Raw genomic sequence first — 26,995 nt, 5'->3', positions numbered from 1 at the left:
CGGTGTTACTGCTGCAGCTGGGCGATATCCGCCACTTCCAGGAAGAGCGCACGCAGGCTGGCCAGCAGCGCCAGACGGTTGGCGCGAATGGCCGGATCGTCGGCCATCACCATGACCTGGTCGAAGAAGGCATCCACCGGCTCCCGCAGGCCGGCCAGGGCGTCCAGCGCCTCGGCATAGCGGCCCTCGGCGAACAGCGGCATCACGCGTTCGCGCTGGGCGCTGACCGCCTCGTGAAGGGCCAGCTCGGCCGCCTCCTGAAGCACGCCGGCGTCGACCTGGCTGCCCACCTCATCGGCCTGCTTGGCCAGGATGTTGGAGACCCGCTTGTTGGCCGCGGCCAGGGCGGCGGCCTCCTCGCGGCCGGCAAAGGCTTGGACGGCACGCAGGCGGCGGGCGAAATCCAGCGGGCGGGTGACCGGGCGGGCGCGCACGGCCAAGTAGGCCTCGGCAGAGATGCCCTCGTCCTGGCCCCAGGCGCGGAAGCGGTCGAGCATGTAGCCGAGCACCTCGTCCACCAGCGTTTCGGCGTAGGGCAGCTCCTGGTGCTGGGCGGCGGCTAGCTCGAGCAGCTCGCGCAGGTCCAGGTTGAGCTCGCCCTTGACCAGGATGTTGAGGACCCCGATGGCCGCACGACGCAGGGCGAAGGGGTCCTTGGTGCCGGTGGGACGCTGACCGATACCGAAGATGCCGGTCAGGGTGTCCAGGCGGTCGGCCAGGGCCAGGGCCAGGCCGGTGCGGCTGTGGGGGATGGCGTCGGCAGCGAAGCGCGGCAGGTACTGCTCCTCCAGCGCCTGGGCGACGTCGGCGGGCTCGCCGTCATGCTCGGCGTAGTAGCGGCCCATGATGCCCTGCAGCTCGGGGAACTCGAGCACCATCTCGGTGACCAGGTCGCACTTGGCCAGCTCCGCGGCGCGGCGGGCATGGCCCACGTCGCCGCCGATCTGGCCGGCGATGAAGGCCGCCACGGCGGCGCTGCGGTGGGCCTTGTCGGCCAGGGTGCCTAGCTGCTGCTGGAACACCACGCCGGCGAGCTCGTCGATGCGCGAGGAGAGTGGACGCTTGCGGTCCGTATCGTAGAAGAAGGCGGCATCGGCCAGGCGGGGGCGGATCACCTTCTCGTTGCCCTCGATCACCTGCTGGGGGTCGGCGCTTTCGATATTCGAGATGGTGATGAAGAGCGGCTTGAGCTTGCCCGCCTCATCGAGCAGGTGGAAGTACTTCTGGTTGGCCTTCATGGAGGAGATCAGCGATTCCGCCGGCACCTCCAGGAAGCGCTCGTCGAAGCTGCCGGTCAGGGCTACCGGCCACTCCACCAGGCCGCTGACCTCGACCAGCAGCGCCTCGTCGATGACCGCGGTGGCCTCCTGGACCTCCGCCTCGGCCAGCACCTGCTCGCGAATGCGCTCCCGGCGGCGGTCGCGGTCGGCCAGCACCCAGGCCTGCTCCAGCGCCTCGAGGTAGTCATCGGCATGGGCCAGCTCGATGGCGGCGGGAGCGTGGAAGCGGTGGCCGTAGGTGGTGCGGCCCGCCGTCAGGCCCAGGGCCTCGGCTTTGACCACTTCGCTGCCGAACAGCACGACCAGCCAGTGTACCGGGCGGGAGAACTCCACCCGGGAGGCGCCCCAGCGCATGTTCTTGGGGACCGGCAGGGCGGCGACGGCCTTCTGCAGGATGGCAGGCAGCAGGGCAGAGGTGGACTCCCCCTGCTGCTGCTCGCGATAGCCCAGCCAGGTGCCCTTGTCGGTCTCCAGGTGGATCAGGTCGTCAACGGTAACGCCGCAGGAACGCGCGAAGCCTTCGGCGGCCCGGGTGGGCTGGCCGTCCTTGAAGGCGGCGGCCAGCGCCGGGCCGCGCTTCTCCACCTCGCGATCGGGCTGGCTATCGGCCAGCGCCTCGATCCGCACCGCCAGGCGGCGTGGGGTGGCGTAGGCGCGCACCTCGCCGTGACCGACGTCGGCGTCGGCGAGTCCGCGACGCAGGCCGTCGGCCAGGGCGTCGGAGAGGGCGTCGATGGCGTTCGGCGGCAGTTCCTCGACGCCCAGTTCAACCAGCAGGGTGTTGGCAGCCATGCTCAAGCGTCTCCCTCGTCGGCAAGCAGTTCCTTCCGCAGGGCCTCGGGAGCCAGCGGGAAGCCGGCGGCCTTGCGGGAGTCGTAGTAGGCGTGGGCCACGTCCCGGGCCATGGTGCGCACGCGCAGGATGAAGCGCTGGCGTTCGGTGACCGAGATGGCGTGGCGGGCGTCGAGCAGGTTGAAGGTGTGGGAGGCCTTGAGCACCTGCTCGTAGGCGGGCAGCGGCAGGCCGGCCTCGAGCAGGCGGGCGCAGTCGCGCTCCTGCTGGTCGAAGGCGCCGAACAGGAAGTCGACGTCGGCATGCTCGAAGTTGTAGGCGGACTGCTCGCGCTCGTTCTGCAGGTAGACATCGCCGTAGGTGACCCTGGAGCCGTCCGGTGCCACGGTCCAGACCAGGTCGTAGACGCTGTCGACGTTCTGCAGGTACATGGCTATGCGCTCGAGGCCATAGGTGAGCTCGCCGGTGACCGGGTAGCACTCGATGCCACCGGCCTGCTGGAAGTAGGTGAACTGGGTCACCTCCATGCCGTTGAGCCAGATCTCCCAGCCCAGCCCCCAGGCGCCCAGGGTGGGGGACTCCCAGTTGTCCTCGACGAAGCGGATGTCGTGCACCAGCGGGTCCAGGCCGAGGTGCTTGAGGGAGCCCAGGTAGAGCTCCTGGAAGTCGGCGGGGGAGGGCTTCATCACCACCTGGAACTGGTAGTAGTGCTGCAGGCGGTTGGGGTTCTCGCCGTAGCGGCCGTCGGTGGGGCGGCGCGACGGCTGCACATAGGCGGAGTTCCAGGTCTCGGGGCCGATGGCGCGCAGGAAGGTGGCCGGATGGAAGGTGCCGGCGCCGACCTCCATGTCGAGGGGCTGAAGGATCACGCAGCCCTGGTCGGCCCAGTACTGCTGCAGGGCCAGGATCAACCCCTGGAAGGTCGAGACGTCAGGCGCCGGCCCGGAGGTCGGCGCGGATGTCGAGGACGAGAGAGTCATTGCGGAAAGCACCGTTGGCCATGAATTCACAGGGCGTCAAGTATACAATCACCGGAAGATCGGTTATAGGCGCACGCCCCGAGACAGAGGATTCTCCCCATGATCGTAGTGACAGGCGGAGCCGGCTTCATCGGCTCGAATCTGGTCAAGGCGCTGAACGAGCGCGGCCGGCAGGATGTGATGGTGGTCGACGACCTCCTGGATGGCACCAAGTTCGTCAACCTGGCCGACTGCACCCTCGGCGACTACCTGGACAAGGACGACTTCCGTCGCCGGGTCGAGGCGGAGCTGCGCGGCGAGCCGGCCCAGCTGCCCGAGATCGAGGCGATCTTCCACGAGGGGGCCTGCTCGGACACCACCGAGTGGGACGGTCGCTTCATGCTCGACAACAACTTCGAGTACTCCAAGGTGCTGCTGCACTTCTGCCAGAAGCGCGGCATCCCCTTCCTCTACGCCTCCTCGGCGGCCACCTACGGCGGCAGCGAGGTGTTCGTGGAGGCGCCGGAGCACGAGAAGCCGCTCAACGTCTACGGCTACTCCAAGCTGCTCTTCGATCAGTACGTGCGCGCCCGCTGGGATGAGTTTGAGAGCCAGGTGGTGGGCTTTCGCTACTTCAATGTCTACGGCCCCCGGGAGCAGCACAAGGGCAAGATGGCCAGCGTCGCCTATCATCACCACACCCAGATCCGCGGCGGCGACAGCGTCAAGCTGTTCGGTGCCTGGGAGGGCTATGAGGCCGGCATGCAGAGTCGCGACTTCGTCTACGTGGGCGATGTGGTCAGCGTGAACCTGTGGTTCCTCGACAATCCCCAGGTGTCCGGTATCTTCAATCTGGGCAGCGGTCGCGCCGAGCCTTTCAAGGCGATCGGCGAGGCGGTAATCGACTACTACGGCCGCGGCACCATCGAGTACATCGACTTTCCCGAAGAGCTCAAGGGGCGCTACCAGAGCTACACCCGTGCCGACATCGGCAGCCTGCGCCGGGCGGGCTACGACCGCGAGTTTCGCACCGTGGCCGAGGGGGTCGGCGAGTACCTGGAGTGGCTGAATGGCTGAGCCGGCCCCTCCGGGAGAGTCCGGCAGCGAGCGGATCCTGGTGGTTGGCCCCTCCTGGGTCGGCGACATGGTGATGGCCCAGAGCCTGTTCATGACCCTCAAGGCGCGCCATCCGGGCTGCCGCCTCGGCGTGGTGGCGCCCGGCTGGTCGCTGCCGGTGCTCGAGCGCATGGCGGAGGTGGACGAGGCGATCGCTCTGGACGTTGGCCACGGCGAGTTTGGCTGGAAGGCACGCCGCGATGTGGCCCGCACCCTGCGCGGCCGCTTCGATCGCGCCATCGTGCTGCCGCGTTCCTGGAAGTCGGCGCTGGTGCCCTGGCTGGCGCGCATTCCGCAGCGTGTCGGCTTTACCGGCGAGCAGCGCTATGGCCTGCTCAACGAGCGACGCCGGCTCGACAAGGCCGTGCTCGACCAGACGGTGAAGCGCTTCGTGGCCCTGGGGCTGCCCGCCGGGGAGACGCTCGATGGTCACGTCCCGATACCGCGCCCGCGCCTCGCCGTGGATGCCGCCAATCTCGCCGAGCTGCGTCGGGCTCACGGGCTCTCGTCACGCCCGGCCATCGGCATGATGCCGGGGGCCGAGTACGGTCCCGCCAAGCAGTGGCCGCTCGAGCACTTTCGCACCCTGGCCGAGGCGCTGGTGGCCGAGGGGTTCGAGGTGCGGGTGCTGGGTGGCCCCAAGGATGCCGAGGCCGGCGAGGCGATCGCCCGGGGGCTGGAGCATGTCCACAACCTCTGCGGGCGGACACGGCTGGCCGACGCCGTGGACCTGCTGGCCGACTGCCGCCAGGTGGTCACCAACGACTCGGGGCTGATGCACGTGGCGGCGGCGGTGGGTACCCGGGTGCACGCCCTCTATGGCTCCTCCTCGCCGGCCTACACCCCCCCGCTCACCGACAGCGCCGAGATCCACACGCTGGGCCTCGACTGCTCCCCCTGCTTCGCCCGGACCTGCCCCCTGGGCCATACCCGCTGTCTCGTCGACCTCTCCCCCGAGCGGCTGCTGGCGGCGGTGCTCGCCGCCGAGCGCCGCCTGGCCGTCGAGAAGTAGCCTGCCCTACTGGACGCTGGCCGGCGTTTCGCCGGTGGCGTCATAGGGCGACTCCACCACCTGGTCGTCGGTCGGCGACGACTCCTTTTCCTCGGACTCCTGAGGGCGGTCTGGCACCAGGCCCTCCCAGAGTCGCTGCTGCAGGGCATTCTCCTCGCGCATCCGGGTGTTGATCCCCGCGAGCCCGTGACGCTCCACCAGGGTCTCGGTGTCGGCCAGCAGCGAGACGCCGAGACCCGCACGGTGCTCATCGATGGTAAAGCCCATCGCCTCCAGCAGGGTCGGGAAGAGGTCGACCATGGAGGCCTCCCGCCGGGTGCGAGTGCCGGCCTCGATGCCGGGGCCGAGCAGCATGAAGGTGTTGTCGCGCTCGCCGGCGATCAGCAGGTCCCACACCGAGACCCGCATGGTGAGGTGGTCGCTGGCCACCACCACCAGGGTGTTTTCCAGCAGCCCCTCCGCCTCCAGGCGCTCCACCAGGTCCCGGGCCAGCCAGGCCGAGCATTCCACCGAGTAGAGGATGTCGACGCCGTCGAACTCCCCCTGGCGGTCGATGCAGCTCTGGGCGGGATATCCGTTGGGGGCGTGGCCGGCGATGGTGAGGTTGACCACGCCCCAGGGGCCGTCGTGTTCGGCCTCCAGCCGGCGGATCTCCTCGACGGTGAAGTCATAGAGCGAGTCGTCGTGGAGCCCCCAGTTGTTGACGTAGTCGGGGTCTTCGAGCCGAGGCGCCAGTTCCTCGCGGCCCAGCACGGTGTCGAAGCCGTGACCCTCGTAGAAGAGCCCCTTGCCGGCGAAGGCGGTGCTGGCGCCGCCCAGGTAGCTGAGTCGGTAGCCCTGCTCGCTGAGCAGATCGCCCAGGCAGTCGACCCCGGGCACCACCTTGTCCAGCGGCGAGAACTGCCGGTCATGCAGCAGGCCGGCGGGCATCAGCGGTGTACCGCACTGGCTGGCGATCATGCCGGCCATGGTCCAGCCGGTGTTGTCGAGCTGGCGAACCCCCTCGAAGACCCGGCCGCGTTCGCCCAACGCATCGAGGTCGGCATAGGCGTCGCCGAAGCGCTCGCGGTCGGCGTAGGTGCGCTCGATGCTCTCCAGGTAGAGCAGCAGCAAGTTGGGCGGATCGGACGGGGCCTGCTCGATCACCGGCGCCACGTAGCGGCGGTCCAGCCAGGCGCCATCGTCGGTAACGATGGCCGCGCCGCGCTGGGTCATGCCGTAGAGCAGGGGGTTGCTGGCCAGCAGCACCAGGGCCAGCAGGCGCTCGCCCAGCCGCCAGCGGTGGTCGGTCCGTACCAGCCAGGTGAAGGCCGCCAGCAGGGCGAGCATGCTCAGGCTGTAGAGCACGGCGGCCACCAGGCGGTCGCTGCCGCCGTGGTCGGACATACCGGCCTGGAGGTGGAAGAAGATCGCCCCCAGGTCGACGATGCCGAAGCTGTCGTTGAGATAGACGTAGAGCCCCCACAGCGCCAGGGGCAGCAACGACCAGGGCCACACCCTGGCAGCCGGGCGCGGGGCACGCGGGGCACCCCAGCGCAGCAGCCAGCCGGTACCGAGCCAGGCGCCGGCGATCACCGTCAGGGCCCAGGCGGGCAGCAGGCTGATGGTCACCACGGCATAGCCGAGGCAGAGCCCGATGGCGAGCAGGGCCCACCAGCGCGGGTGGCGAAGGAGAGAGGGCAGTTGGGGAAGGGGCATGGGTATCATCGGTCAGGGGGCTATCAGCAGAGCTTATCAAGCCTTGGGAGGCGTCACACACTCGGCCGGGTGGTGCCGGCAGGGGGGGCGCCTTACACTGAGCGTCCCACTTCGCCCTCAAGGACTATCGATGTCGATTGCCGCCGTGCTCATCGTCAAGAACGAGCAGGATCACCTGCGGGCCTGCCTGGAGACCCTCGCCTGGGTCGATGAGATCGTGGTGGTGGATGCCGGCAGCACCGACGGGACCCTCGCGATCGCCCGCGACTTTACCGACAAGGTGGCAGTGGAGGATGACTGGCAGGGCTTCGGCCGCCAGCGCCGGCGCGCCGAGGCGCTGGTGGAGAGCGACTGGATCCTGATGGTGGATGCCGATGAGCGCGTGACGCCGGCGCTGCGCGAGAGCATTCAGGCGGCCTTGTCCGAGGGGGCAACGGCGATCTATACGCTGCCGCGCCTCTCCTGGTGCTTCGGCGCCTTCATCCGCCATTCGGGCTGGTACCCGGACCGGGTGGCGCGCCTCTACCCCCGGGGGCGTGCCGGCTACAACGAGGCCCTGGTCCACGAGAAGCTGGAAAACCCCGAGGGGCTGGCGGTGCGACCTCTCGAGGGCGACCTGCTCCACTACACCTACCGCGACCTGCGCCACTACCTCGAGAAGTCCGCCCACTACGCCCAGGCCTGGGCCGAGCAGCGTGCGGCCCGCGGCAAGCGCGGCAGCCTCGCCGCGGGCATCGGCCACGGTATCGGCTGCTTCCTGCGCATGTACCTGCTCAAGGCGGGCTTCCTCGACGGCCGACAGGGGCTGCTGCTGGCGCTGCTCTCGGCCCACTCCACCTTCGCCAAGTACGCCGACCTGTGGATCAGGACCCGGACGTCACCTCCGCCGGAAGACGGCGCAAGAGATCGTTGATCGCCTCGGCCGCCGCGGGGATGTCGATCGTTGCCATGTCCTGCTCGCCAGCGCTGGCGGGCGGGCAGAAGGCGAGGCGGTGATCGGCGCGGTTGCAGGTCTGCCAGCGCAGGGGGGTGGCGGAGCGGTGGGCCGGGTAGAAACCGGCGGTGGCGAGATCCAGGCAGCCGGCGAGATGCAGCGGCCCGGTGGAGCCGGCGATGAAAAGATCCGCCGCCGCCAGCGTCCGGGCGAAGTCATCCAGGCCGGCCCGCGGCGGCAGGCGATGAACCTCGATGCCGGCTTCGCGCAGCGGGGCCAGGATCGCCTCGGCGGTGGCCTCCTCGCCGGGGCCGGAGGTCAGCACCCACTGGGCTCGCTGCGCCCCCTGCAGGCGGGCGTCCACCTCCTGCACCAACCGCACATACTGTGCGGGGGAGAGGTTTACCGCCGAACCGCCGCTGCCTCCGTGCAGGAAGACCCAGGGCCGTGTCGGGTCGAGCGCGAGTTCCTCGGCGAGGCGCTGGCGCTGGGCCCGGCGCTCGCCTTCCGGGAGGGGCCAGTAGGGAGGCTCGGGGGCGGTCCCCGAGGCAAGGCCGAGCTCGGTCAGCAGCGCCTCGGCCAGCTCGATGTTGTAGCGGTATTCCGGCTTTTCCGAGCGCGACCTGCGCTGCACCACCCTTCGGTTGTAGAATAGCTGCGCCCACTTGGTGGCCGGGGCCAGGCGCAGCGGAATGCCCGCACGCCACCCCAGCCAGCCGATGCGCGGTGTGGAGAAGAGCGTGAGCAGCGCATCGAAGCGTGCCGCCTTCACCTCGGCCAGAAGGCGCCGGTGTTCGTTGCGGTCGGCCTTTTCGCCCGGATCGACCAGCACCCGGTCGACCCAGGGGCAGAGTCGCGCCATGGGCGCCGTATAGGCTGGCACCAGCACGCTGACGTGGGGGGCGGGGCTGGCCGCCTTGAGGCGGGCCAGCGCTGGCCAGGCCAGCATGAAATCGCCGAGCTTGTCGTTGCGAACCACCAGCAGGCGCGAGGACGCGCCCGGGGCAGCGGAAGTAGCAGTCATCCGGGCTCCCGAGCCCCGAGATACCGAAGGAGTCAGCCTTGTCGCACAAGGTCCTGCATATCTGTCTCTCCAGCGGCTGGGGCGGATTGGAAATGTATCCATCACGGATTATACCCGAGCTGGCCCGCCAGGGGTGGCAGACCTACGGTCTGGCCCTGGCCGGCTCCCGGGTCGCCGAGAGCTTCCGCGAAGCCGGCGTCGAGCCGCTGATCCTGGCCTCGAAGGGGCGGGCGCTGCTGGCCGCGGGGCGCGTGCTGGCCTACCTCGGGGCACACGGGATCGAGGTGATCCACTGCCACAAGTCCAGCGACCTGCGTCTGGGGGCACTGCTGGTGACCCTGCGGCCATCGCTGCGCCTCTTCTTCACCGACCATATGGGAGTGACCCGCCCCAAGAAGGACCTCTACCACCGCTGGGCCTACGGCAAGGTCACCCGGCTCTTCGCCATCAGCGAGGCGACCCGACAGCGCAACCTGGCCGCCTTCCCGCTCCCCGCCGAACGCATCCGGCGTCTCTACCTGGGTATCGATCCGGCCCCCTATGCGCCCTGTCTCGACGACAAGGCGCGCCTTGCGCTGCGCCGCGAGCTGGGCGTGCCCGATGGCGCCGTGGCCATCGGCCTGCCGGGGCGGTTGACGCCGGGCAAGGGGCAGGAGGTGTGGATCGAGGCGCTGGCCCGCCTGGCCGAGGCTCGGCCCGAGCTTGCCTGGCACGGCGTGTTGATCGGCGGCCTGACGGCGGAGGAGGGCAGCGACGAGGCCCATGTGGCGGCCCTGCGTCGGCGCATCGATGAGCTGCGCCTCGAGGCACGTATTACCTTCACCGGCTTTCGCCGCGACCTGCCGCGCCTGTTCGAGGCGCTGGAGATCGTCTGCGTCCCCTCGCGTAACGAGGCGTTCGGCCTGACGGTGATCGAGGCCATGGCGGCCGGCAAGGCGGTGGTTGGCAGCGACAGCGGGGCCATTCCCGAGCTGCTCGAGGTCGAGACGGGGCGCCTGGCGCCTCCCGAGGACGCCGCGGCCTGGGCCGCCGCCCTGGCCGAGCTGGCCGATGACGCCGAGCTGCGCCAGCGCCTGGGGCAGGCGGCGCGGCGCCGCGTCGAGAAGGACTTTACCCTGGCGGCCCACGTGGCCAGCCTGATCCGTGAATACGAGAATCAACAAGGAGCCGAGGGCGAGTGAGAGCCTGGATCGACAAGTGTGCCTACCTGAGCCGGCGCGGACGGCGCTGGCTGGAGAGTACGGCCCCGAACGAGGTGAAGCGCATTCTGGTGATCCGCCAGTGCGCCTTCGGCGACTACATGGCGGCAAGGCCCTTTCTGGTCGAGCTGCGGCGGCTGTTTCCCGAGGCGCATATCACCCTGGCCACGGTGACGACCTACCGCTATGCGGTGCCGGAGGACCTGGTGGATGAGGTCTTCGTGCAGGAGACGCGAGGCAGCCTGGCGGAGCAGTGGCGCTCGCTGCGCGCCCTGGAACCCGTGGATATTCTCTTCGACCTGGCCGATACCTCCCGCTCCCGGGTGCTGACGCTGATGGCCCCCGCCGCCATCAAGCTGGGCTTTCCCTATCGCGGCGTGTTCAACCGGCTGCTCTACGACGTGGGTCTGCGGCGCTCCAACTATCACTACGAGGCCGAGGTGCTGCTCGACTTCCTCAAGGTCATGGGGCACAAGCCGCGCTACCCGCTCGACTTCGCCATGCCGGTGCATCGGCCGGCGGAGTCGCCCCGGGTCATTGCCTACTTTCCCTTCGCCTCCAAGGCGGAAAAGTCCCTCTCCCTGGACTCCTGGTGCCAGCTGATCGACAGGGCGGCGCGGGAGTTTCCGGACTACCACCACGTGCTGCTGGAGGGACACAAGACCGAGGAGTCCGGCGACTTCCTGGCCGAGGTGGCGGCGCGGCAGGCCAACGTCGAGGTTCAGCCGCGCATGTCTCTGGAGGCGCTGGGCCCCTGGATGGCCGGCGTATCTGCGCTGGTGTGCGGGGATACCGGCGTGCGCAACCTGGCGCTGGCTACCCATACGCCGACCCTGGGGATCTTCTTTCAGACGCTGCCCTATCGCTACTGGCCTCGCTACGAGTCCTGCCACGAGGCGGTCTTCCTGAGAAGCGGCGAGGTGCCGGGCAGCACCGATATCCTGCAGGGGCTCGAGGAGCTGCTGACGCGGGTCTATCCCGAGCGTGAAGCGCCGCGTCAGCCGGACGCCGGCGCCTCCCCGTAGCCCCGCCGGATCGGCGCCATGGCATCACCGGCGCCGAACTTCACCAGGGAGCGCTCTAGGCGTGCCAGGTTGGCGTCCTGCCAGGCGCCCTTCGGGCGCAGCCGGCAGCGGTCCAGGTCGATCAGCCAGACGCGCTGCGCCTCGTCCACCAGCAGGTTGCGGGCGTTGAGGTCCACGTGGTCGAGGCCGGCGTCGTGGAAGCGGCGGATCGTCCGACCCACCTCGGCGAGCAGCGCGTCGCCGGCCCGGCGAGCCTCGAGCAGGTCGGCCAGGGCGCGGGCGCCGGGAATGCGTTCGGTGATCAGGGCGGCCTCGTAGGTGAGGCCATGGCGGGTGACGGCGGCGGCCACCGGGCGGGGCACCGGCAGGCCGCGTTCATGAAGGGCGGCGGTCAGGCGCAGTTCGCGGAAGGCGCGGGTCTGCTCGAGACCGGTCCACAGGTAGCGCTTTGCGCTGAGCCGGGCGATCAGGCCGCCGCGGCGGTAGGGGCGCAGCACCCACTCGTGGCCTGCGCCGGCGTCCAGGAAGAGGCTGGCGCCGCGCCCCGGCGCCTCGCCGGTGACTCGCCCCTGGCTCCGCCAGTGGTCGGGGTCGACGAGCTGCGGCCCGGGCGGCACTTCGGCCGCGGCGTCACATAAACGCGCCGCATCATATAGAATGAAAACCTTTCCCGCTCGACACGTTGCCAACCCCATGAAGCATCCTCTGCCTGCACAACCCCGACACATCGGCGTGCTGCGACTCTCCGCTCTGGGCGATGTCTGCAACCTGGTACCGACGGTTCGCGCCCTGCAGCGCCAGTGGCCCGAGGCGCGCATCACCTGGATCATCGGCAAGGGCGAGCACAGTCTACTGGCGGGCCTCTCCGGGGTCGAGTTCGTGGTCTACGACAAGGCCACCGGGCTTGCCGGCATGCGTGCGCTGTGGCGCGAGCTGGCCGACACCCGCTTCGACGTGCTGCTGCACATGCAGCAGGCGCTTCGCGCCAGCGTGCTCTCGCTCGGCCTCAAGGCCGGGGTGCGGGTGGGCTATGACAAGGCGCGCGCCAAGGATGCCCAGCACTGGTTCACCCATCGCCAGCTGGCGCCCCATCCCCGGGCCCACGTGCTGGACTCCTTCCTGGACTTCGCGCGCCTGCTGGGTGTGGAGGACCTCTCCCTGGCATGGGACCTGCCGGTGCCCGATGCGGCCTATGACGAGGCCCTGGCGCTGACCGGTGACGCCCCCTACCTGCTGATGAGCCCCTGCGCCAACCCGCGGCTGCGCAACTTCCGCAACTGGTCTGCCGAGGGCTATGCGGCGGTGATCCAGCACGCCTGGGAGCAGCACGGCCTGCCGACGCTGCTCACCGGCGGCGGCAGCACCCAGGAGCGCGAGATGGGCGAGCGGATCCAGTCGTTGTGCGAGCCCGGCTCGGTGATCGATGCCATCGGTGGCACCTCGCTGAAGGGCCTGCTGGCGCTGATTGCCCGCGCCCGCGCCGTCATCGCCCCGGACTCCGGGCCGGTGCACATGGCCAATGCCATGGGCACGCCGGTGGTGGGGCTCTATGCCACCACCAACCCCGACCGCGCCGCCCCCTACTGCTGGCGGGAGTTCGTGGTCGATCGCTACCCGGATGCCGTGGCCACCTACCTGCACAAGTCCCTGGAGGAGATCCCCTGGGGACAGCGGGTGCGCCACCCCGACGCCATGTCGCTGATCCACGCCGAGGATGTGATCGAACGCCTGGAGGCGGTGCTCGACCACGCCGCCGCCACCCACCCGGAAAGGGAGCTTCCCGACGATGAAACTTGATCTGACCGCCCTGGAGCGCTCACGCCTGCTGGTGGTGGGCGACGTCATGCTCGACCGCTACTGGCACGGCGGCACCTCGCGGATCTCCCCCGAGGCGCCGGTGCCGGTGGTGCGCGTCGAGCAGAGCGAGGACCGCCCCGGCGGCGCCGCCAACGTGGCGCTCAATATCGCCTCCCTGGGCGCCCGTGCCGCCCTGGCCGGGCTGGTGGGGGACGACGACAACGCCGACCGCCTGGTGTCCCGCCTGGAAGATGCCGGAGTGGGCGCTCACTTCGCCCGCAGCCCCGGCATTCCCACCATCACCAAGCTCAGGGTGATGAGCCGCAACCAGCAGCTGATCCGCCTCGACTTCGAGGAGGGGCTCGGCGAGGTGGATACCTCGGCGCTGCTGGCGCGGGTGGAAGAGGCGCTGCCCGAGGCGGACCTCGTCATCCTCTCCGACTATGGCAAGGGCACCCTGAACCGGGTCCAGGAGCTGATCCGCCTGGTGCGTGCCAGCGGCAAGCGGGTGCTGGTGGACCCCAAGGGCAGCGATTTCTCCCGCTACCGCGGGGCCAGCGTGATCACCCCCAACCTGGCCGAGTTCGAGGCGGTGGTGGGCCACTGCCGCGACGACGCCGAGCTGGCCGAGCGCGGCGAGGCGCTGCGTGCCGAGCTCGAGCTCGAGGCGCTCTTGATCACCCGCAGCGAAAAGGGCATGACCCTGATCCGCGAGGGGCACGAGCCGCTGCACCTGCCGACCCGGGCCCGGGAGGTCTACGACGTCACCGGTGCCGGCGATACCGTGATCGGCGTGCTGGGCCTGGCCCTGGCCGCCGGCCACGCCTTCCCCGAGGCGATGACCCTGGCCAACCTGGCCGCCGGCCTGGTGGTGGCCAAGCAGGGCACCGCCACCCTCTCCATCGCCGAGCTCTACACCGCCTTGCACGGTGACAAGCTGGCCGAGTTCGGAGTGATCGAGGAGGCGCCGCTGATCGAGGCGGTGCGCGCCGCCCAGGCGCGCGGCGAGCGGGTGGTGATGACCAACGGCTGCTTCGACATCCTGCACGCCGGCCACGTGGCCTACCTGGAGCAGGCGCGCCGGCTAGGCGACCGGCTGATCGTGGCGGTCAACGACGACGCCTCCATCGCCCGCCTCAAGGGGCCCAAGCGTCCCATCAACCCCCTGGCGCGGCGTATGCAGGTGCTGGCCGGCCTCGGCGCCGTGGACTGGGTGGTGCCCTTCGCCGAAGACACCCCCCAGCGGCTGATCGAGGCGGTGCTGCCCGATGTCCTCGTCAAGGGCGGCGACTACCGCCCCGAGCAGATCGCCGGCGGTGAGGCGGTGCGCCAGGCCGGCGGCGAGGTGAAGGTGCTGGGCTTCGAGGATGGCGTCTCCACCACGGCGATGATCTCCACCATCCTCGACCGCGAGGCCTGATGGGCTGGCCCCGGGCCCTCTACTCGGCGGCGCTGCATCTGCTGTCACCGCTGATCTGGCGGCGCATCCGCCGTGAGCATGCGCTCACTGACGCCCGCGGGGAGGGCGGCGAGAGTCCCCGGGCCCTGCGCCTGGGGCGCATTCCCGAGACGCCGCCCGGCGAGCCCATGCTGTGGCTGCACTGTGCCTCCGTGGGCGAGGTGCTGGCGGCCCGCCCGCTGATCGAGGCGCTGCTCTCGCGCTACCCCGGGCATCGCCTGACCCTCACCACCATGACCGCCACCGGCGCCGAGCGCGCCCGGGCCCTGGCGGCGGCCCGCGACGACGACCGCCTCGTCCACCGCTTCGTGCCGCTGGACTTTCCCGGCGCCGCGGCGCGCTTCGTCACCCGGCTGCGGCCGGCGCTGGCGCTCTTCTTCGAGACCGAGCTGTGGCCCAACCTGCTGGCTGCCTGCCGGCGCCAGGGGGTGCCGGTGACGGTGGTCAATGGCCGGCTCTCGCCCAGGGCCTTCCGCGGCTACCGCCGCCTGCGCCCCCTGATGCGCGAGGCGCTGGCCTGCGTCGACTGGCTGGCGGCCAAGTCGAGAGCCGATGCCGAACGCTTTTTCGAGCTGGGCATGGCCGAGGCGCGCACGACGGTAGTGGGCTCGCTAAAGTTCGATATCGCCCTCGATGACAAGGCTCTCGAGGTGAGTGAGCGCTTGCGCACCCGGTTCGGTGAGCGCCCGATGTGGGTGGCCGGTTCCACCCACGAGGGGGAGGAGACGGTGCTGCTGGCCGCCCATGCGCGACTCCGCGAGGTTCTTCCCGAGGCGCTGCTGGTGCTGGTGCCGCGCCATCCCCAGCGCTTCGATGGCGTGGCGGCGCTCTGCGAGCAGGCGGGCATGCCCGCGGCGCGCCGCTCCCGGGACGAGTGGCCCACGGCCACCTCGGCCGTTTACCTGGGCGACACCATGGGGGAGCTGCTGGCGTTCTATGGCGCGGCGGATCTCGCCTTCGTGGGGGGCAGCCTGGTGCCGGTCGGGGGGCACAACCTGCTGGAGCCGGCCGCCCTCGGCGTGCCGGTGCTCACGGGGCCTGCGCTTGCCAACTTCGCGGAGGTGGCCGAGGTGCTGCGCGAGGCCGAGGCCCTGGTAGAGGCGGCCGATGAGGCGGCGCTGGCCGCCGCCCTGGCGGCGCTCTTCGCCGACCCCGCCGAGCGGCGCCGGCTCGGCGAGGCGGGCCGCGCCGTGGTGGCGGCCAACCGCGGGGCGCTGGCGCGCACCCTCGAGGGCCTGGCGCGGCTGCTGCCGACGAAGTGAGGGCTCGCTTCGCCGTCGGGGCAGGTCAGGCGGGGGTCAGTCGCTCCACGCCGTGCTCGGTTCCCAGCAGCAGCACGTCGGCGCCGCGGGCGGCGAACAGGCCGTTGGTGACCACGCCGACGATGGCGTTGATCCTGGCCTCCATGGCCACCGGGTCGTCGATCATGAACTCGAAGCAGTCGATGATCTGGTTGCCGTTGTCGGTGACCACCCCCTCGCGATAGACCGGATCGGCGCCCAGCTTGACCAGCTCCCGGGCCACGTAGGAGCGCGCCATGGGAATCACCTCCACCGGCAGCGGGAACTCGCCCAGCCGCTCGACCTTCTTGGAGGCATCGGCGATGCAGATGAACCTCTCCGCGCAGGCGGCGACGATCTTCTCCCGGGTCAGGGCCGCGCCGCCGCCCTTGATCATGTGCAGGTGAGCGTTCACTTCGTCGGCACCGTCGATGTAGAAGGGCACGGTGCCGACGCTGTTGAGCTCGAACACCTCGATGCCGTGGCCGCGCAGGCGCTCGGCGCTGGCCTCGGAGCTCGCCACGGCGCCCTTGAAGTCGTCGCGCAGGGCGGCCAGCCGGTCGATGAACAGGTTGGCGGTGGAGCCGGTGCCGATGCCGAGCACGGTGCTGCGCGAAAGCCAGGGCTTGATCTCGTCGATGGCGGCCGCGGCCACGGCGTCCTTCAGCTGATCCTGGGTCAGGCCGGCCTGGGTCATGGGTCGCTCTCCTTGGGTGGGGTGAATCGGCGGAATGGATGGGCGGGAAGTCGGGCGCCATTATAGGCCAGCGAGGCCCGTCTGCCGATGAGGGCAAAACACTGCACGAGCGAAAGGCGCCGGGGACAGGTCGGAGAGGGGGTCCGAGGACCAGGGATGGCCGAGGTAGCCTACAGGGACGTATTCATAGCGCCCCCTCGAAGGCCTGTCGCCGGAACAGCCTTGAGCGCTGCTGCGCGCTGTCCTCCCGATGGCAGCCGCTGGACGCCAGGCCGGCCGGGATGCTACCAATAGGGGTTCTCTGCAGTGCAGCAACCGTCTGGCGCCCCGCGTCACGCCTCTGGGATATCAGGATGCTCGAAGCTACCGTCAAGAAGATTCTCCAGGCCCGGGTCTACGAAGCCGCCCGGGAAACGCCGATCTCCCCGGCACCCTTCCTCTCCCGTCGCTTCAACAACACCATTCTGATCAAGCGCGAGGACCTCCAGCCGGTCTATTCCTTCAAGATTCGCGGCGCCTACAACAAGATGGCCCAGCTCAGCGAGGCCCAGAAGGCCAGGGGCGTGATCGCGGCGTCCGCCGGCAATCATGCCCAGGGCCTGGCCATGGCCGCCAAGCTGATGGGCGTCAAGGCGGTGATCGTGATGCCGCGCATCACGCCGGAGATCAAGGTCCAGGCGGTGCGCGCCCGCGGGGCCAAGGTGGTGCTCAAGGGCGATGCCTTCGCCGCGGCTGCCGAGCACGCCCAGGAGCTGATCAAGGAGCACGGCTACACCTATATCCCGCCCTTCGACGATATCGACGTGATCGCCGGCCAGGGCACCGTGGCCGTGGAGATCCTGCGTCAGCACGCGGGCCGCCTAGACGCCATCTTCGTGCCGGTGGGTGGCGGCGGTCTGATCGCCGGGGTGGCCGCCTACGTGAAGTACCTGCGCCCGGACATCAAGGTGATCGGCGTCGAGGCCGAGGACAGCGCCTGCCTGAAGGCGGCCATGGAGGCCGGGCGGCGAGTGACCCTGGGGCAGGTCGGCGTCTTCGCCGAGGGGGTGGCCGTGGCGCAGATCGGCAAGGTGCCCTTCTCCATCGTCCGTGACCTGATCGACGAGGTTATCACCGTTAACACCGACGAAATGTGTGCCGCGGTGAAGGACATCTTCGAGGATACCCGGGCGGTCTCGGAGACCTCCGGCGCCCTGTCCCTGGCGGGTCTCAAGAAGTACATCCAGCAGAGTGGCGCCGAAGGGCAGACCCTGCTGTGCATCAACTCCGGCGCCAACACCAACTTCGACCGCCTGCAGCATATCGCCGAGCGCACCGAACTGGGCGAGCAGCGCGAGGCGATCCTCGCGGTGACCATTCCCGAGCAGCCGGGCAGCTTCAAGAAGTTCTGCAAGACCATCGGCAAGCGCATGGTCACCGAGTTCAACTACCGCTACGCGGACCCCGAGAACGCCCATATCTTCGTCGGCGTCCAGGTCAAGCCGGGCGGCGAGGATCGCCAGGCGGTGATCGACCGCCTGCGGGAGGCGGGCTACCCGGTGGAGGACCTCACCGACAACGAGCTGGCCAAGCTGCATATCCGCCACCTGGGCGGCGGCCGGCCCCGCGAGCACTTCGACGAGGAGGTCTACCGCTTCGAGTTCCCGGAGCGCCCGGGCGCGCTGATGAACTTCCTGACCCACCTGCCCCACGACTGGAACATCTCGCTGTTCCACTACCGCAACCATGGCGCCGCCTACGGCCGGGTGCTGGTCGGCATGCAGATCCCCAACGGTGACCGCACCCACGTGAAGGAGCATTTCGACGAGATCGGCTACCGCTACTGGAAGGAGACGGACAACGCCGCCTACCGGCTGTTCATGGCCTGACCGGGTGTCCCGGCGGGGTAAGCGCTGACTCGTGCCCTGTGTCACGGCAGCCGGGTGTTTCAATCTGTAAGCATTGGGTTGAGGTGGTTGTCGTGAAGGCCGGATGGTCCTATAGTCACGCCCAGTGCCCCCCCTACGGAGTCGATGATGAAGCGCAAGCCCGATCTGGTCATGGCACTGGTGCTGCTGTTCGGTATCGGCCTCGTGGCGACCGGCTATGCCCAGGCGCTCGCGGGTAGCTGAGTTCGGTGAGGCGGTCGACAGCGCCATGACCAGAGAGCGACAGCGAACGGGGCGATGCCGAGAGGCATCGCCCCGTTCGCTGTCGCTGGGGGAGCGGGTGTCAGGGCCGAATGACCCGAGCGTCGCTGACAATGGCGTCCAGTGGCACGTCCCAGGGCTCCACCGGCAGGGAGGCGACCCGCTGACACTCGTGGGCCAGGCCGATCAGCCTTGGCCGCGGGCCGGGGCGGCGGGTGAAAGCTAGGCTGCGGTCGTAGAAGCCGCCGCCCATGCCCATGCGCTGCCCCTCCTCGTCGAAGCCCACCAGCGGCAGCAGGATCAGGTCCAGGGCCCAGGCGGGCAGGCGCCGGGCGCGATGCGCGCCATGGCGGGTCTCGGGCTCCGGGATGCCGTAGCGATTGGTCGCCATGGGGGTGTCGGGGTGGTAGTGCACGAACCACAGCCGGTTGCGCGAGAGTGGACGCAGCACCGGCAGGTGGACGCGGGCGCCGCGGCGGCGCAGCCAGCCGATCAGCGGCGTGGGGTCGATCTCGCCGTCGTTGGGCAGGTAGAGGGCGACCCGCCGGGCGCGCTGGACCTCCGGCAGCCGGCGCAGCAGGCGGCACAGGCGTTGGCTGGCGGCCTGGCGCTGCGCTGGGGGCAGGGCACGACGACGACGACGCAGCTCGCGGCGTAGGGCCTGGCGAGAACCGTCGAAGGATTCGAGAAGAAGGGGTGCGGCTGGTGTCGTCATGAGGTGGGTCATGGCAGACGAGGTTCCCCAGAGTGCCGCTGTCGTTCTGGCCCTTGAACCCAGTGGTTCAAGGTGGGTGGCCGCAGCCGAACCGTCAGGCTTTCCGACGCACGGACATGCACACGGGTCCGGCTAGCATATGGCCCCCTGGGTACTGCGCATAGGCTCGAGGGACGATAACGACTGGCAAACACCCCAGGGAACACCTTCATCCTACCAGAGCCACCGGGAGTGGCCAACGGATTCTGCAGCGGGCGCTCAGCGCTGGGGGGCATCGGCCAGGGCGCGCTCCAGGCGGGCACTCAGGGTGTCCAGGTGACGCTCGCTGGCGCGCTGGGTATCCAGTGCCTCGAGGAGTTCGTTGGCGATGTTGAGAGCCGCCATGATGGCGATCCGCTCGGTGCCCAGCAGCTTGTTCTGGGCGTGGATGCCGCCCATGGCGCGGTCCAGGTAGCGGGCGGCGCGCTCCAGCTTGTCCTGCTCGTCGGGCGGGCAGGCAATGATGTAGCTGCGCCCCAGCAGGGTGATCTCGGTGGTCGGACGCGAGGCGTCGGTCATCGGAAGGCTCCGGGTCGGCCTGCCGGGAGAGCTGCCGCGCGCCCCGGTGGCCCGATGCGTTAACATCCATGGCAGGAAAGGTTTCGGACCTCACTATAAGAGAGCCCTTCCGGGGCGGTCAACGCGCCGCCCCCGGCGAGGCTCTCTCTTACCCGCACCCGTCACGGATCTTCTCATGTCACTGATCAACGAACGCCAGGACTTCTCCACCATCGCCGACCTCTTTCTGCTCCACGGCAGCATGCAGTCGCCGGCCTTCCTGGATGGCCGCCTGTGTGCTGGTCTGGCCATGCACGATCTTTCCGCAGAGGCCTGGCTCGAGGAGGTCTGCCTGGCACTGGGCGTCGAGCAGCCCCGCGACGAGCCCAGTGCCGAACGCTTCCTCGGCTGGCGGCGCCAGACCCTCGACGCCCTGGCCGGCAGCGAGCTCGGCTTCGAGCCGCTGCTGCCCGACGACCTCTTCTCCCTGGCCGAGCGTGCCCGGGGGCTCCAGGAGTGGACCCTGGGCTTCCTGGAGGTGGTCAGGGACGCCGGTGACGGCCCCCGCGAGGCCTGGTCGCCTGCCCTGCGCGAAGCCCTCGACGACCTGGCCGCCGTGGCCGCCATGGAGGTCGAGCTCGAGGAGAGCGCCGAGAACGAGGGGGACCTCTTCGCCCTCACCGAGCATGTCCGCATGGCCGCCATGCTGCTCTACACCGAGCAGCATCCCGGCAGGCCCCAGGTCGAGGATGCCGGGGACGACACCCGCCACTGACCCTGTGCCTGCCTGAGCCCAGACGCCGATCCCCATCCAGAGGAGCCTCCATGCTGCCCGAGATCCTGCCCCGTCCCGCCCCCATCACCAACGACGAGTACCTGGCACGGCGCCGCGCCCTGATGGCGGCGCTGCCCGCCGACAGCGCCGTGCTGCTGCCCGGCGCCTCCCTGGTCACCCGCTCCCGGGACAGCGAGTTTCCCTTCCGCCAGGACAGCGACTTCCACTACCTGACGGGATTCCCGGAGCCCGATGCCCTGCTGGTGCTGTTGCCGGGGCGCCCCGAGGGCGAGAGCGTGCTCTTCTGCCAGGATCGCAATCCGCTGATGGAGGCCTGGACCGGCATCCGGCTGGGCGCCGAGGGGGCGGTGCGCGAGCACGCGGTGGACCAGGCCTTCGAGAACGCCGAGCGCGACGAGCGGCTCGAGACGATGCTGGACGGCCGTCGCACCCTCTACCTGCCCCTGGACAGCCCCGAGGCCATGGCCATCGCCGAGGAGGTGCGCAGCGCCCTGAGCGCCAGGGTGCGCCAGGGCGCCTCGCCCCCGACGGCGCTAGCGGATGTGGCGCCGTTGCTCCACGAGGCGCGGCTGATCAAGAGCGAGGCGGAGCTCGCGCTGCTGCGCCATGCCGCCGAGATCTCCGCCAGGGGCCATGTGCGGGCCATGCGCACGGCGCGCCCGGGGCTCGCCGAGTACCACCTCCAGGCCGAGCTGGAGCACGAGTTCCGCTGGCAGGGCGGCAGCGGGCCGGCCTATGCCAGCATCGTCGGTGGCGGCGCCAATGCCTGTGTGCTGCACTACATCGAGAACCGCGCCCCGCTGCGGGACGGCGATTTGGTGCTGATCGACGCCGGCGCCGAGTTCGACCTCTATGCCGGCGACATCACCCGCACCTTCCCGGTGAACGGCCGCTTCAGCGAGGCCCAGCGCGCCCTCTATGCCCTGGTGCTGGAGGTTCAGGAGCGGGCCGTGGCGGCGATCGCGCCCGGGGTGACCCTGGCCGAGCTCCACGAGGGCGTGGTGCGGGGCCTCACCGAGGGGCTGATCGGCCTGGGGCTGCTCGAGGGCGAGGTGCAGGCACGCATCGATGACGAGAGCTACCGGCGCTTCTACCTCCACTCCACCTCCCACTGGCTGGGGCTCGACGTCCATGACGTGGGGAGCTACCGCGAGGCGGGGGAGCCGCGCCCCCTGGCGCCGGGCATGGTGCTGACGGTGGAGCCCGGCCTCTATATCCCCGCCGATGAGGATATTCCCGAGCGCTTCCGCGGCATCGGTATCCGTATCGAGGATGATGTGGCGGTGACGGCCGATGGCCACGAAGTACTCACCGCCGACGTGCCCAAAGGGATTGACGAGATCGAGGCGCTAATGGCGGAGAAGTGACCGCCATGGGAGGTTCCAGACATAGCATTATGTAATGTACGTTACGATACCGGGAGGCGTTACGCTATGACCAGAGCCCAGGTGGCCCATGCGACAGAGGAGCGGCAGGTGGATATCGCCATCGTCGGCGGCGGCCTGGTGGGGGCCACTCTCGCCTGTGTCCTGGTGCCCATGATCGAAAAGGCTGGCCTTTCGGTGGCGGTGATCGAGGCCGCCCCGATTCGCGAGATGGCCAACGCCCCCTTCCAGCCCAGCTTCGATGCCCGCTCCAGCGCCATCGCCCAGGGGTCGGCGGAGCACTTCGCCGGTATGGGGCTGTGGCCGGCCCTGGCCGAGCACGCCGCGCCGATCCGGTCTATCCACGTCAGCGAGCGAGGCCGTTTCGGGGCGACACGACTGAGCAGCGAAGAGCTGGGGGTGGACGCCCTTGGATATGTGATTCCCAACGCCTGGATGGGCCGGGTGCTGCACCGGCGCCTGGCCGAGCTGCCCATCGCCTGGCACTGTCCGGCCAGGGTGGAGGAGATCGCGCCGACGTCCGGCGGCCACCGCCTCACCCTCTCCGACGGTAGGCGCCTCGAAGCTGGGCTCACCGTGCTGGCCGACGGTGGCCGCTCGGGGCTCAAGGAGCAGCTCGGCATCAAAAGCGACAGCCACGCCTATGACCAAGTCGCACTGATTGCCAGCGTCGAGGTTAGCCTGCCCCACGGCGGCAAGGCCTGGGAGCGCTTCACCCCGGAGGGCCCCATCGCTCTGCTGCCGCTGCGCGGCCAGGCCATGGAGCTGGTCTGGACCCACCCGCTGGGTGCCGAGCAGCGCCGGCTGGCCCTTGGCGACGGCGACTTTTTGGCCGAGCTGCAGCGAGCCTTCGGTGACCGCGCCGGCCGCTTCCGACGGGTGGGGAGTCGCCATGCCTACCCGCTCAGCCTGGTGACCGCGCGCGAGACCACACGCCCGGGTCTGGCGGTGTTGGGCAATGCAGCCCATGCGCTGCATCCGGTGGCAGGGCAGGGCTTCAACCTGGCGCTGCGCGGGGTGATGGACCTGGTCGCCGCCATGCAGGCGGGCCGAGAGCGCGGTGAGGCGCCGGGGAGCGCCGGGGTGCTGGCCGACTTCGAGGCGCGCCGTCACGCTGACCAAAACAGCGTGATCCGCTTTAGCGATGGCCTGGTGCGGCTGTTCGGCATCGACAGCGCGCTGCTCTCCCATGCCCGGGCGGCGGGGTTGATCGGCCTCAATCTGGCCGGCCCGCTGCGCCGCGGCCTGGCCAGGCGCGCCATGGGGCTGGAGCGCTAGCGCTAGAGCTAGAAGAGAAGTGTCATGAGGAGGCGACCATGAGTGCAGTGAGCAGGAGCGGGTCGATGGAGCCGAAGGCGGAACCTGACGAGAGCCGCGAGCCGCCGGCGGGCATTGAGGAGCACGCCGAGGTGGTGGTGGTCGGGGGCGGCATGGTCGGCTCGGCCCTCGCCTGCCTGCTGGGCGAGGCGGGTATCGAGGTGGCCCTGGTGGATGCCCGCGAGTCGCTGCTCGACCACGAGGCTGTCGGTCGCGGGCTGCCTGGCCTGCGAGTCAGCGCCCTGACGCCGCTCTCCCAGCAGCTGCTGGAGGGGCTTGGCGCCTGGGAGTGGATGGCGGCCCGCCGCGTCAGCCCCTACCGCTTCATGCAGGTTTGGGACGCCGAAGGCAGCGGCGAGGTGAGTTTCTCCGCCGAGCAGGCTGGAGTGGCGAAGCTGGGCCATATCGTCGAAAACGACGTCACCCAGGCCGCCCTGGAGCGGTGCCTGATGGCGCTGCCCTCGGTGCGGCTGCTGCTGGGTGCCCGGGTGGCCGGCCTGACGAGCGCCGGGGAGGGGTGGTGCCTGCAGCTGGCGGATGGTCGCCGGCTGATGACGCCCCTAGTGGTGGCTGCCGACGGCGCTCATTCGGCGCTGCGTGAGCTCGCCGGCATCGAGACCCGCCAGCGCGACACCGGCCATCGTGCCGTGGTGACCACGGTGATGGTGGCGCGGCCCCACGGCGAGGTGGCTCGCCAGGCCTTCCTGCCCACCGGCCCCCTGGCCTTTTTGCCGCTGCAGCTCGCCGGCGCGCGCGACCACTGCTCCATCGTCTGGTCCACCTCGCCGGAGGAGGCCGAGCGCCTGCTGGGCCTGGCGCCCGAGGCGCTGGGGGAGGAGCTGGCGGCGGCCATCGACCACCGCCTGGGGGAGGTGGCGGTAGTCGATCGCGCCATGGCCTTCCCGCTGGTGCAGCGCCACGCACAGCGCTACGTGCTGCCGGGTCTGGCGCTGGTGGGAGATGCCGCCCACACCATTCACCCCCTGGCGGGCCAGGGGGTGAATCTGGGGCTGATGGATGCGGCCGTGCTGGCCGAAGAGCTGCTGGTGGCACACCGGCGCGGTGCAGCGCTGGGCGATGAGCGGATCCTGGCCCGCTACGCGCGGCGCCGTCGGGGCGACAATGCCGCCATGCTGGCGCTGATGGATGGCTTCCGGCTACTGTTCGGCGCCCGCCATCCGGCGCTCACTCTAGCCCGCAACCTGGGGCTGAGCGCCGTGGAGCGCTTCACGCCGCTCAAACGCCTGATAATACAGCAGGCGACGGGGCCTCGCGGCCGCCTGCCTCTCGCCTGCCGAGCGCTCAGCCGCCGAGACGCTGGCTGAGCACGTTGAGCGCCTTGAGCAGGTTGAGCGCCTCGCCGAGCTGGTAATCCTCACGCAGGCGCTCACTCATTTCGGTGCGCTCCCGCGGGGCCTGCCGCGATCGAAGATGCCCCTCGAGATCCGCCTCACGCACCTCGCGCCCCGTCTCCGCCACCTCCACCCGGCCACGCACCACCTTCACATCGGGCTCGATGCCCTGGGCCTGGATGGAGCGGCCGCTGGGGGTGTAGTAGAGAGCCGTGGTGAGTTTGAGCCCCTCGCCATTGCCCAGCGGCATGATCTGCTGCACCGAGCCCTTACCGAAGCTCTCGGTGCCCATCACCACTGCCCGACGCTGGTCCTGAAGGGCGCCGGCGACGATCTCTGCCGCTGAGGCGCTGCCACCGTTGATCAGCACCACCAGGGGCACCTTCGGCGCGATGCTGCCAGGGGTGGCGCTGAAGCGCATCTCGGCGTCGGGCAGGCGCCCCTCGGTATAGACGATCAGGCCATCCTCCAGGAAGGCATCGGCCACGCTCACCGCCGCCTGCAGTACCCCGCCGGGGTTGTTGCGCAGGTCGAGCACCAGACCGGATAGCGGCGCCTCGCGCTCCAGGCGGCGAATCTGCTCGACGACCTGGTCGCCGGTGCGGGTCTGGAACTGGCTGACGCGCAGGTAGCCGTAGCCCGGCTCCAGCAGCTCGCTGCGCACGCTCACGGTGCGGATCACCTCGCGGGTCAGGGTGATGGTGCGTGGCGAGCTCTCGCCGCGGCGCAGGATGGTGAGCTCGATGGGGGTGCCTGGCTCGCCGCGCATCAGGTTGACCGCCTCCTGTAGGGAGAGGCGATCGGTGGGGGTGTCGTCGATGCGCAGGATCTGGTCGCGGGCCTGTAGGCCGGCACGGGAGGCAGGGGTGTCATCAATGGGGGTGATCACCATTAGCTGGCCACCCTCCAGCCCCACCTCGATGCCGATCCCGCCAAACTCGCCCTGGGTCGACTCACGCAGGCTCTGGAACTGCTCGCGATCCAGGAAGGCGGAGTGGGGGTCGAGCTCGTTGAGCATGCCGCGCATGGCGTTGCGCAGCAGGGTGGCGTCATCCACCTCCTCCACGTAGGCACGCTTGATGCGTTCGAACACCTCGGCGAAGGTCTGAATCTCCTCCACCGGCAGGTCATCCTCCACTGCGCTCACGGCGGGAAGAGGGAGTGCCAGCAGGGCGATGGGCAAAAGCGAGGCCAGCAGGCGTCGCGGCGAGAGGGCAAGGCCGGCCCTGCCAGGCATGGGAAGCGCTGGGGTCATGCGATCTCCGCTGTTTCGAAACGGTAAGAGGCCAGCATAGCTCGGCAGCCCCGGGCAGGGAAATAGCGCGCCCTCAGCGCGTGGCGATCCACGACTGCGGATCGATGGGATCACCGCCGCGGCGCACCTCGAAGTAGAGCGCCGGGCGCTGATGGCCGCCGCTGGTGCCCACCGCGCCCAGCACGTCACCCCGGGAGACCGCCTGCCCCACCTGCACGCCGAACTGCTGGAGGTGGGCGTGCAGGGTCATCACCTGATCGCCGTGGTCGATGATCAGCAGGTTGCCGAAGCCGCGCATCCAGTCGGCGAACACCACCCGGCCGGCGTGCACGGCTCGGATCGGCGTGCCCTCGGCGGCCTGGATCAGGATGCCGTTGCGATGCACCCCGTCGCCGGCCCGGAAGCGCGAGGCGACATTGCCCTGCACCGGCCAGGGCAGGTCGCCCCGGGTCTGCTCGATGGCGGTGGAGGGGGGCGGGCGCTCGAGCCTGGCCAGCTCCTCCTGCACCTGGCGCAGCACCCGCTCGGCATGGGCGCGGTCCTGCTCCAGCGCCGTCAGGCGGGCCTGCTCGCTGGCGTAGCGGCTGTCGAGGTCGGCCACCAGTGCGGCCCGTTCGCGCATCTGGTCGGCCAGGTCGCTGGAGCGGGCGGCGAGCTCCGTGGCCAGGGCGTCGAGGCGCTCGCCGCGGGCATCGAGCTCGCGGCGGGTCTCGCCCAGGGCGGTATCGAGCCGGGCCAGCTCATCGAGTCGCGCGTTGCGGGCCCGGGAGAGATGGTTGAGGTAGTGCTGTAGGCGGTCGAGGCGGGCGGGGTCGTCCTGGTTGAGCAGCAGCTTGAGCTGCGGGCTCTGGCCCAGGCGGTAGAGGGCATCGAGCTGGAGATTCAGGGCCTCGACCTGGTCGGCGCGCTCCGCCTCCAGCAGGTCGCGGCGCCGCTCCAGGGTGACGATCTCGTCGCCCAGCTCCTCGCGCTCCCCCTGCAGGAGGTCGAGGCGACGATGGGTCTCGGCCAGGGCGGTCTCCACCCGGCGCAGCCCCTGGCTGGCCTCCGCCTGGGCTTCCCGTGTGGTGGTCAGGCGTCGCGAGACCCCCTGGATCTCGCTGCCGATGGCATCGAGCCGCTCCCGGGCCGCCCGCTCGCTGGGCTGGGCGGCCAGCGGCGCGGCCAGGCAGAGCGCCAGCAGCGCCACCGTGAACCGGCCTGACCCTCGGGGCAGGCGGTGTGGGCTGGCCATGGG

23 protein-coding genes and 1 other RNA gene are annotated in these 26,995 nt (G+C 70.0%); 13 read left to right on the top strand and 11 right to left on the bottom strand.

The features are described 5' to 3' along the window. Nucleotides 1-5: 5 nt before the first annotated feature. Both glyS and glyQ read right to left on the bottom strand, forming a co-directional pair. On the bottom strand, nucleotides 6-2,072 hold the full coding sequence (gene glyS / locus DER72_RS06010; protein WP_110069094.1) for a glycine--tRNA ligase subunit beta: 2,067 nt from the start codon (nucleotides 2,070-2,072) through the stop codon (nucleotides 6-8). Nucleotides 2,073-2,074: 2 nt separating this feature from the next. Further along, entirely contained in the window at nucleotides 2,075-3,052 is a 978-nt protein-coding gene (gene glyQ, locus DER72_RS06005) for a glycine--tRNA ligase subunit alpha (protein WP_110069093.1), read from the bottom strand. Between the two features lie 99 nt (nucleotides 3,053-3,151). Here glyQ and rfaD point away from each other — a divergent pair, with 99 nt between their 5' ends. Both rfaD and waaF read left to right on the top strand, forming a co-directional pair. Continuing rightward, nucleotides 3,152-4,108: an ADP-glyceromanno-heptose 6-epimerase gene (gene rfaD / locus DER72_RS06000; RefSeq protein WP_110069092.1), complete on the top strand. Its 957-nt coding sequence runs from the start codon at nucleotides 3,152-3,154 to the stop codon at nucleotides 4,106-4,108. Then, on the top strand, nucleotides 4,101-5,159 hold the full coding sequence (gene waaF, locus DER72_RS05995) for a lipopolysaccharide heptosyltransferase II (RefSeq protein WP_110069091.1): 1,059 nt from the start codon (nucleotides 4,101-4,103) through the stop codon (nucleotides 5,157-5,159). Before rfaD ends, waaF begins: the two co-directional genes overlap by 8 nt. 6 nt (nucleotides 5,160-5,165) lie before the next feature. Here waaF and DER72_RS05990 read toward each other — a convergent pair whose 3' ends face one another. Next, a complete protein-coding gene (locus DER72_RS05990; RefSeq protein WP_110069090.1) occupies nucleotides 5,166-6,857 on the bottom strand; it encodes a sulfatase-like hydrolase/transferase in 1,692 nt (563 codons plus the stop codon). Between the two features lie 130 nt (nucleotides 6,858-6,987). Between DER72_RS05990 and DER72_RS05985 the strand changes: the two genes are divergently transcribed. After that, the gene (locus tag DER72_RS05985) at nucleotides 6,988-7,770 is read left to right on the top strand and encodes a glycosyltransferase family 2 protein (protein WP_110069089.1); all 783 of its coding nucleotides are present in this window, start codon (nucleotides 6,988-6,990) and stop codon (nucleotides 7,768-7,770) included. Here the strand turns inward: DER72_RS05985 and DER72_RS05980 are convergent. Then, entirely contained in the window at nucleotides 7,721-8,815 is a 1,095-nt protein-coding gene (locus DER72_RS05980; protein WP_110069088.1) for a glycosyltransferase family 9 protein, read from the bottom strand. The genes DER72_RS05985 and DER72_RS05980 overlap by 50 nt on opposite strands. 38 nt (nucleotides 8,816-8,853) lie before the next feature. On the opposite strand from DER72_RS05980, the gene DER72_RS05975 reads away from it, so the two are divergent. Further along, the gene (locus tag DER72_RS05975; RefSeq protein WP_258306218.1) at nucleotides 8,854-9,996 is read left to right on the top strand and encodes a glycosyltransferase family 4 protein; all 1,143 of its coding nucleotides are present in this window, start codon (nucleotides 8,854-8,856) and stop codon (nucleotides 9,994-9,996) included. Next, a complete protein-coding gene (locus DER72_RS05970; RefSeq protein WP_181395611.1) occupies nucleotides 9,993-11,039 on the top strand; it encodes a glycosyltransferase family 9 protein in 1,047 nt (348 codons plus the stop codon). Before DER72_RS05975 ends, DER72_RS05970 begins: the two co-directional genes overlap by 4 nt. On the opposite strand, the gene DER72_RS05965 is transcribed toward DER72_RS05970, so the two are convergent. Beyond that, nucleotides 11,012-11,734 (bottom strand): 3-deoxy-D-manno-octulosonic acid kinase, encoded by a 723-nt coding sequence (locus DER72_RS05965; protein ID WP_110069086.1) that lies wholly within the window; start codon nucleotides 11,732-11,734, stop codon nucleotides 11,012-11,014. The genes DER72_RS05970 and DER72_RS05965 overlap by 28 nt on opposite strands. On the opposite strand from DER72_RS05965, the gene DER72_RS05960 reads away from it, so the two are divergent. Genes DER72_RS05960 through waaA form a run of 3 tightly spaced genes read left to right on the top strand, consistent with a single transcriptional unit; the run spans nucleotide 11,733 to nucleotide 15,557 of the window. Beyond that, a complete protein-coding gene (locus tag DER72_RS05960; protein ID WP_110069085.1) occupies nucleotides 11,733-12,836 on the top strand; it encodes a glycosyltransferase family 9 protein in 1,104 nt (367 codons plus the stop codon). The two genes, DER72_RS05965 and DER72_RS05960, sit on opposite strands and share 2 nt — an antisense overlap. Next, nucleotides 12,826-14,256, top strand: coding sequence for a bifunctional D-glycero-beta-D-manno-heptose-7-phosphate kinase/D-glycero-beta-D-manno-heptose 1-phosphate adenylyltransferase HldE (gene hldE, locus DER72_RS05955; protein WP_110069084.1), 1,431 nt, complete (start codon nucleotides 12,826-12,828; stop codon nucleotides 14,254-14,256). Before DER72_RS05960 ends, hldE begins: the two co-directional genes overlap by 11 nt. Beyond that, nucleotides 14,256-15,557 carry a lipid IV(A) 3-deoxy-D-manno-octulosonic acid transferase gene (gene waaA / locus DER72_RS05950; RefSeq protein ID WP_110069083.1) on the top strand — a complete coding sequence of 434 codons (1,302 nt, stop codon included), beginning with the start codon at nucleotides 14,256-14,258 and terminating at the stop codon, nucleotides 15,555-15,557. Before hldE ends, waaA begins: the two co-directional genes overlap by 1 nt. 25 nt (nucleotides 15,558-15,582) lie before the next feature. Here the strand turns inward: waaA and rpiA are convergent, their stop codons facing one another. After that, on the bottom strand, nucleotides 15,583-16,257 hold the full coding sequence (gene rpiA, locus DER72_RS05945; protein WP_110069151.1) for a ribose-5-phosphate isomerase RpiA: 675 nt from the start codon (nucleotides 16,255-16,257) through the stop codon (nucleotides 15,583-15,585). Nucleotides 16,258-16,625: 368 nt separating this feature from the next. Here rpiA and ilvA point away from each other — a divergent pair, with 368 nt between their 5' ends. After that, a complete protein-coding gene (gene ilvA / locus DER72_RS05940; RefSeq protein ID WP_110069082.1) occupies nucleotides 16,626-18,140 on the top strand; it encodes a threonine ammonia-lyase, biosynthetic in 1,515 nt (504 codons plus the stop codon). Between the two features lie 343 nt (nucleotides 18,141-18,483). Here the strand turns inward: ilvA and DER72_RS05935 are convergent, their stop codons facing one another. The 3 genes from DER72_RS05935 to DER72_RS05925 all read right to left on the bottom strand — a co-directional run bounded on the left by DER72_RS05935 (nucleotide 18,484) and on the right by DER72_RS05925 (nucleotide 19,674). Next, nucleotides 18,484-19,116 (bottom strand): 5-formyltetrahydrofolate cyclo-ligase, encoded by a 633-nt coding sequence (locus tag DER72_RS05935; RefSeq protein ID WP_110069150.1) that lies wholly within the window; start codon nucleotides 19,114-19,116, stop codon nucleotides 18,484-18,486. Between the two features lie 20 nt (nucleotides 19,117-19,136). Continuing rightward, nucleotides 19,137-19,321, bottom strand: a non-coding RNA gene (gene ssrS, locus DER72_RS05930) — 6S RNA. Between the two features lie 53 nt (nucleotides 19,322-19,374). Beyond that, nucleotides 19,375-19,674, bottom strand: a complete 300-nt coding sequence (locus DER72_RS05925; protein ID WP_110069081.1) for a cell division protein ZapA — start codon at nucleotides 19,672-19,674, stop codon at nucleotides 19,375-19,377. A gap of 175 nt (nucleotides 19,675-19,849) precedes the next feature. Between DER72_RS05925 and DER72_RS05920 the strand changes: the two genes are divergently transcribed. The 4 genes from DER72_RS05920 (at nucleotide 19,850) to DER72_RS05905 (ending at nucleotide 24,476) form a co-directional block, all read left to right on the top strand. Further along, nucleotides 19,850-20,428 (top strand): UPF0149 family protein, encoded by a 579-nt coding sequence (locus tag DER72_RS05920; RefSeq protein WP_110069080.1) that lies wholly within the window; start codon nucleotides 19,850-19,852, stop codon nucleotides 20,426-20,428. Nucleotides 20,429-20,478: 50 nt separating this feature from the next. Further along, nucleotides 20,479-21,816 (top strand): Xaa-Pro aminopeptidase, encoded by a 1,338-nt coding sequence (gene pepP / locus DER72_RS05915; protein ID WP_110069079.1) that lies wholly within the window; start codon nucleotides 20,479-20,481, stop codon nucleotides 21,814-21,816. A gap of 66 nt (nucleotides 21,817-21,882) precedes the next feature. Then, on the top strand, nucleotides 21,883-23,112 hold the full coding sequence (gene ubiH, locus DER72_RS05910; RefSeq protein WP_110069078.1) for a 2-octaprenyl-6-methoxyphenyl hydroxylase: 1,230 nt from the start codon (nucleotides 21,883-21,885) through the stop codon (nucleotides 23,110-23,112). 65 nt (nucleotides 23,113-23,177) lie between these two features. Beyond that, complete coding sequence (locus DER72_RS05905; protein ID WP_110069077.1) at nucleotides 23,178-24,476, top strand: UbiH/UbiF/VisC/COQ6 family ubiquinone biosynthesis hydroxylase; 1,299 nt, start codon at nucleotides 23,178-23,180, stop codon at nucleotides 24,474-24,476. Here DER72_RS05905 and DER72_RS05900 read toward each other — a convergent pair. Together DER72_RS05900 and DER72_RS05895 are read right to left on the bottom strand one after the other, a co-directional pair. Then, on the bottom strand, nucleotides 24,454-25,758 hold the full coding sequence (locus DER72_RS05900) for a S41 family peptidase (protein ID WP_258306215.1): 1,305 nt from the start codon (nucleotides 25,756-25,758) through the stop codon (nucleotides 24,454-24,456). The genes DER72_RS05905 and DER72_RS05900 overlap by 23 nt on opposite strands. A gap of 73 nt (nucleotides 25,759-25,831) precedes the next feature. Continuing rightward, nucleotides 25,832-26,992: a murein hydrolase activator EnvC gene (locus DER72_RS05895; protein WP_110069076.1), complete on the bottom strand. Its 1,161-nt coding sequence runs from the start codon at nucleotides 26,990-26,992 to the stop codon at nucleotides 25,832-25,834. Between the last annotated feature and the right edge of the window lie 3 nt (nucleotides 26,993-26,995).

It is taken from the genome of Halomonas sp. A11-A, assembly GCF_003182195.1.
In the GTDB taxonomy this organism is placed as follows: domain Bacteria; phylum Pseudomonadota; class Gammaproteobacteria; order Pseudomonadales; family Halomonadaceae; genus Halomonas; species Halomonas alkalicola.
This window is presented reverse-complemented; position numbering and strand designations above follow the sequence as displayed.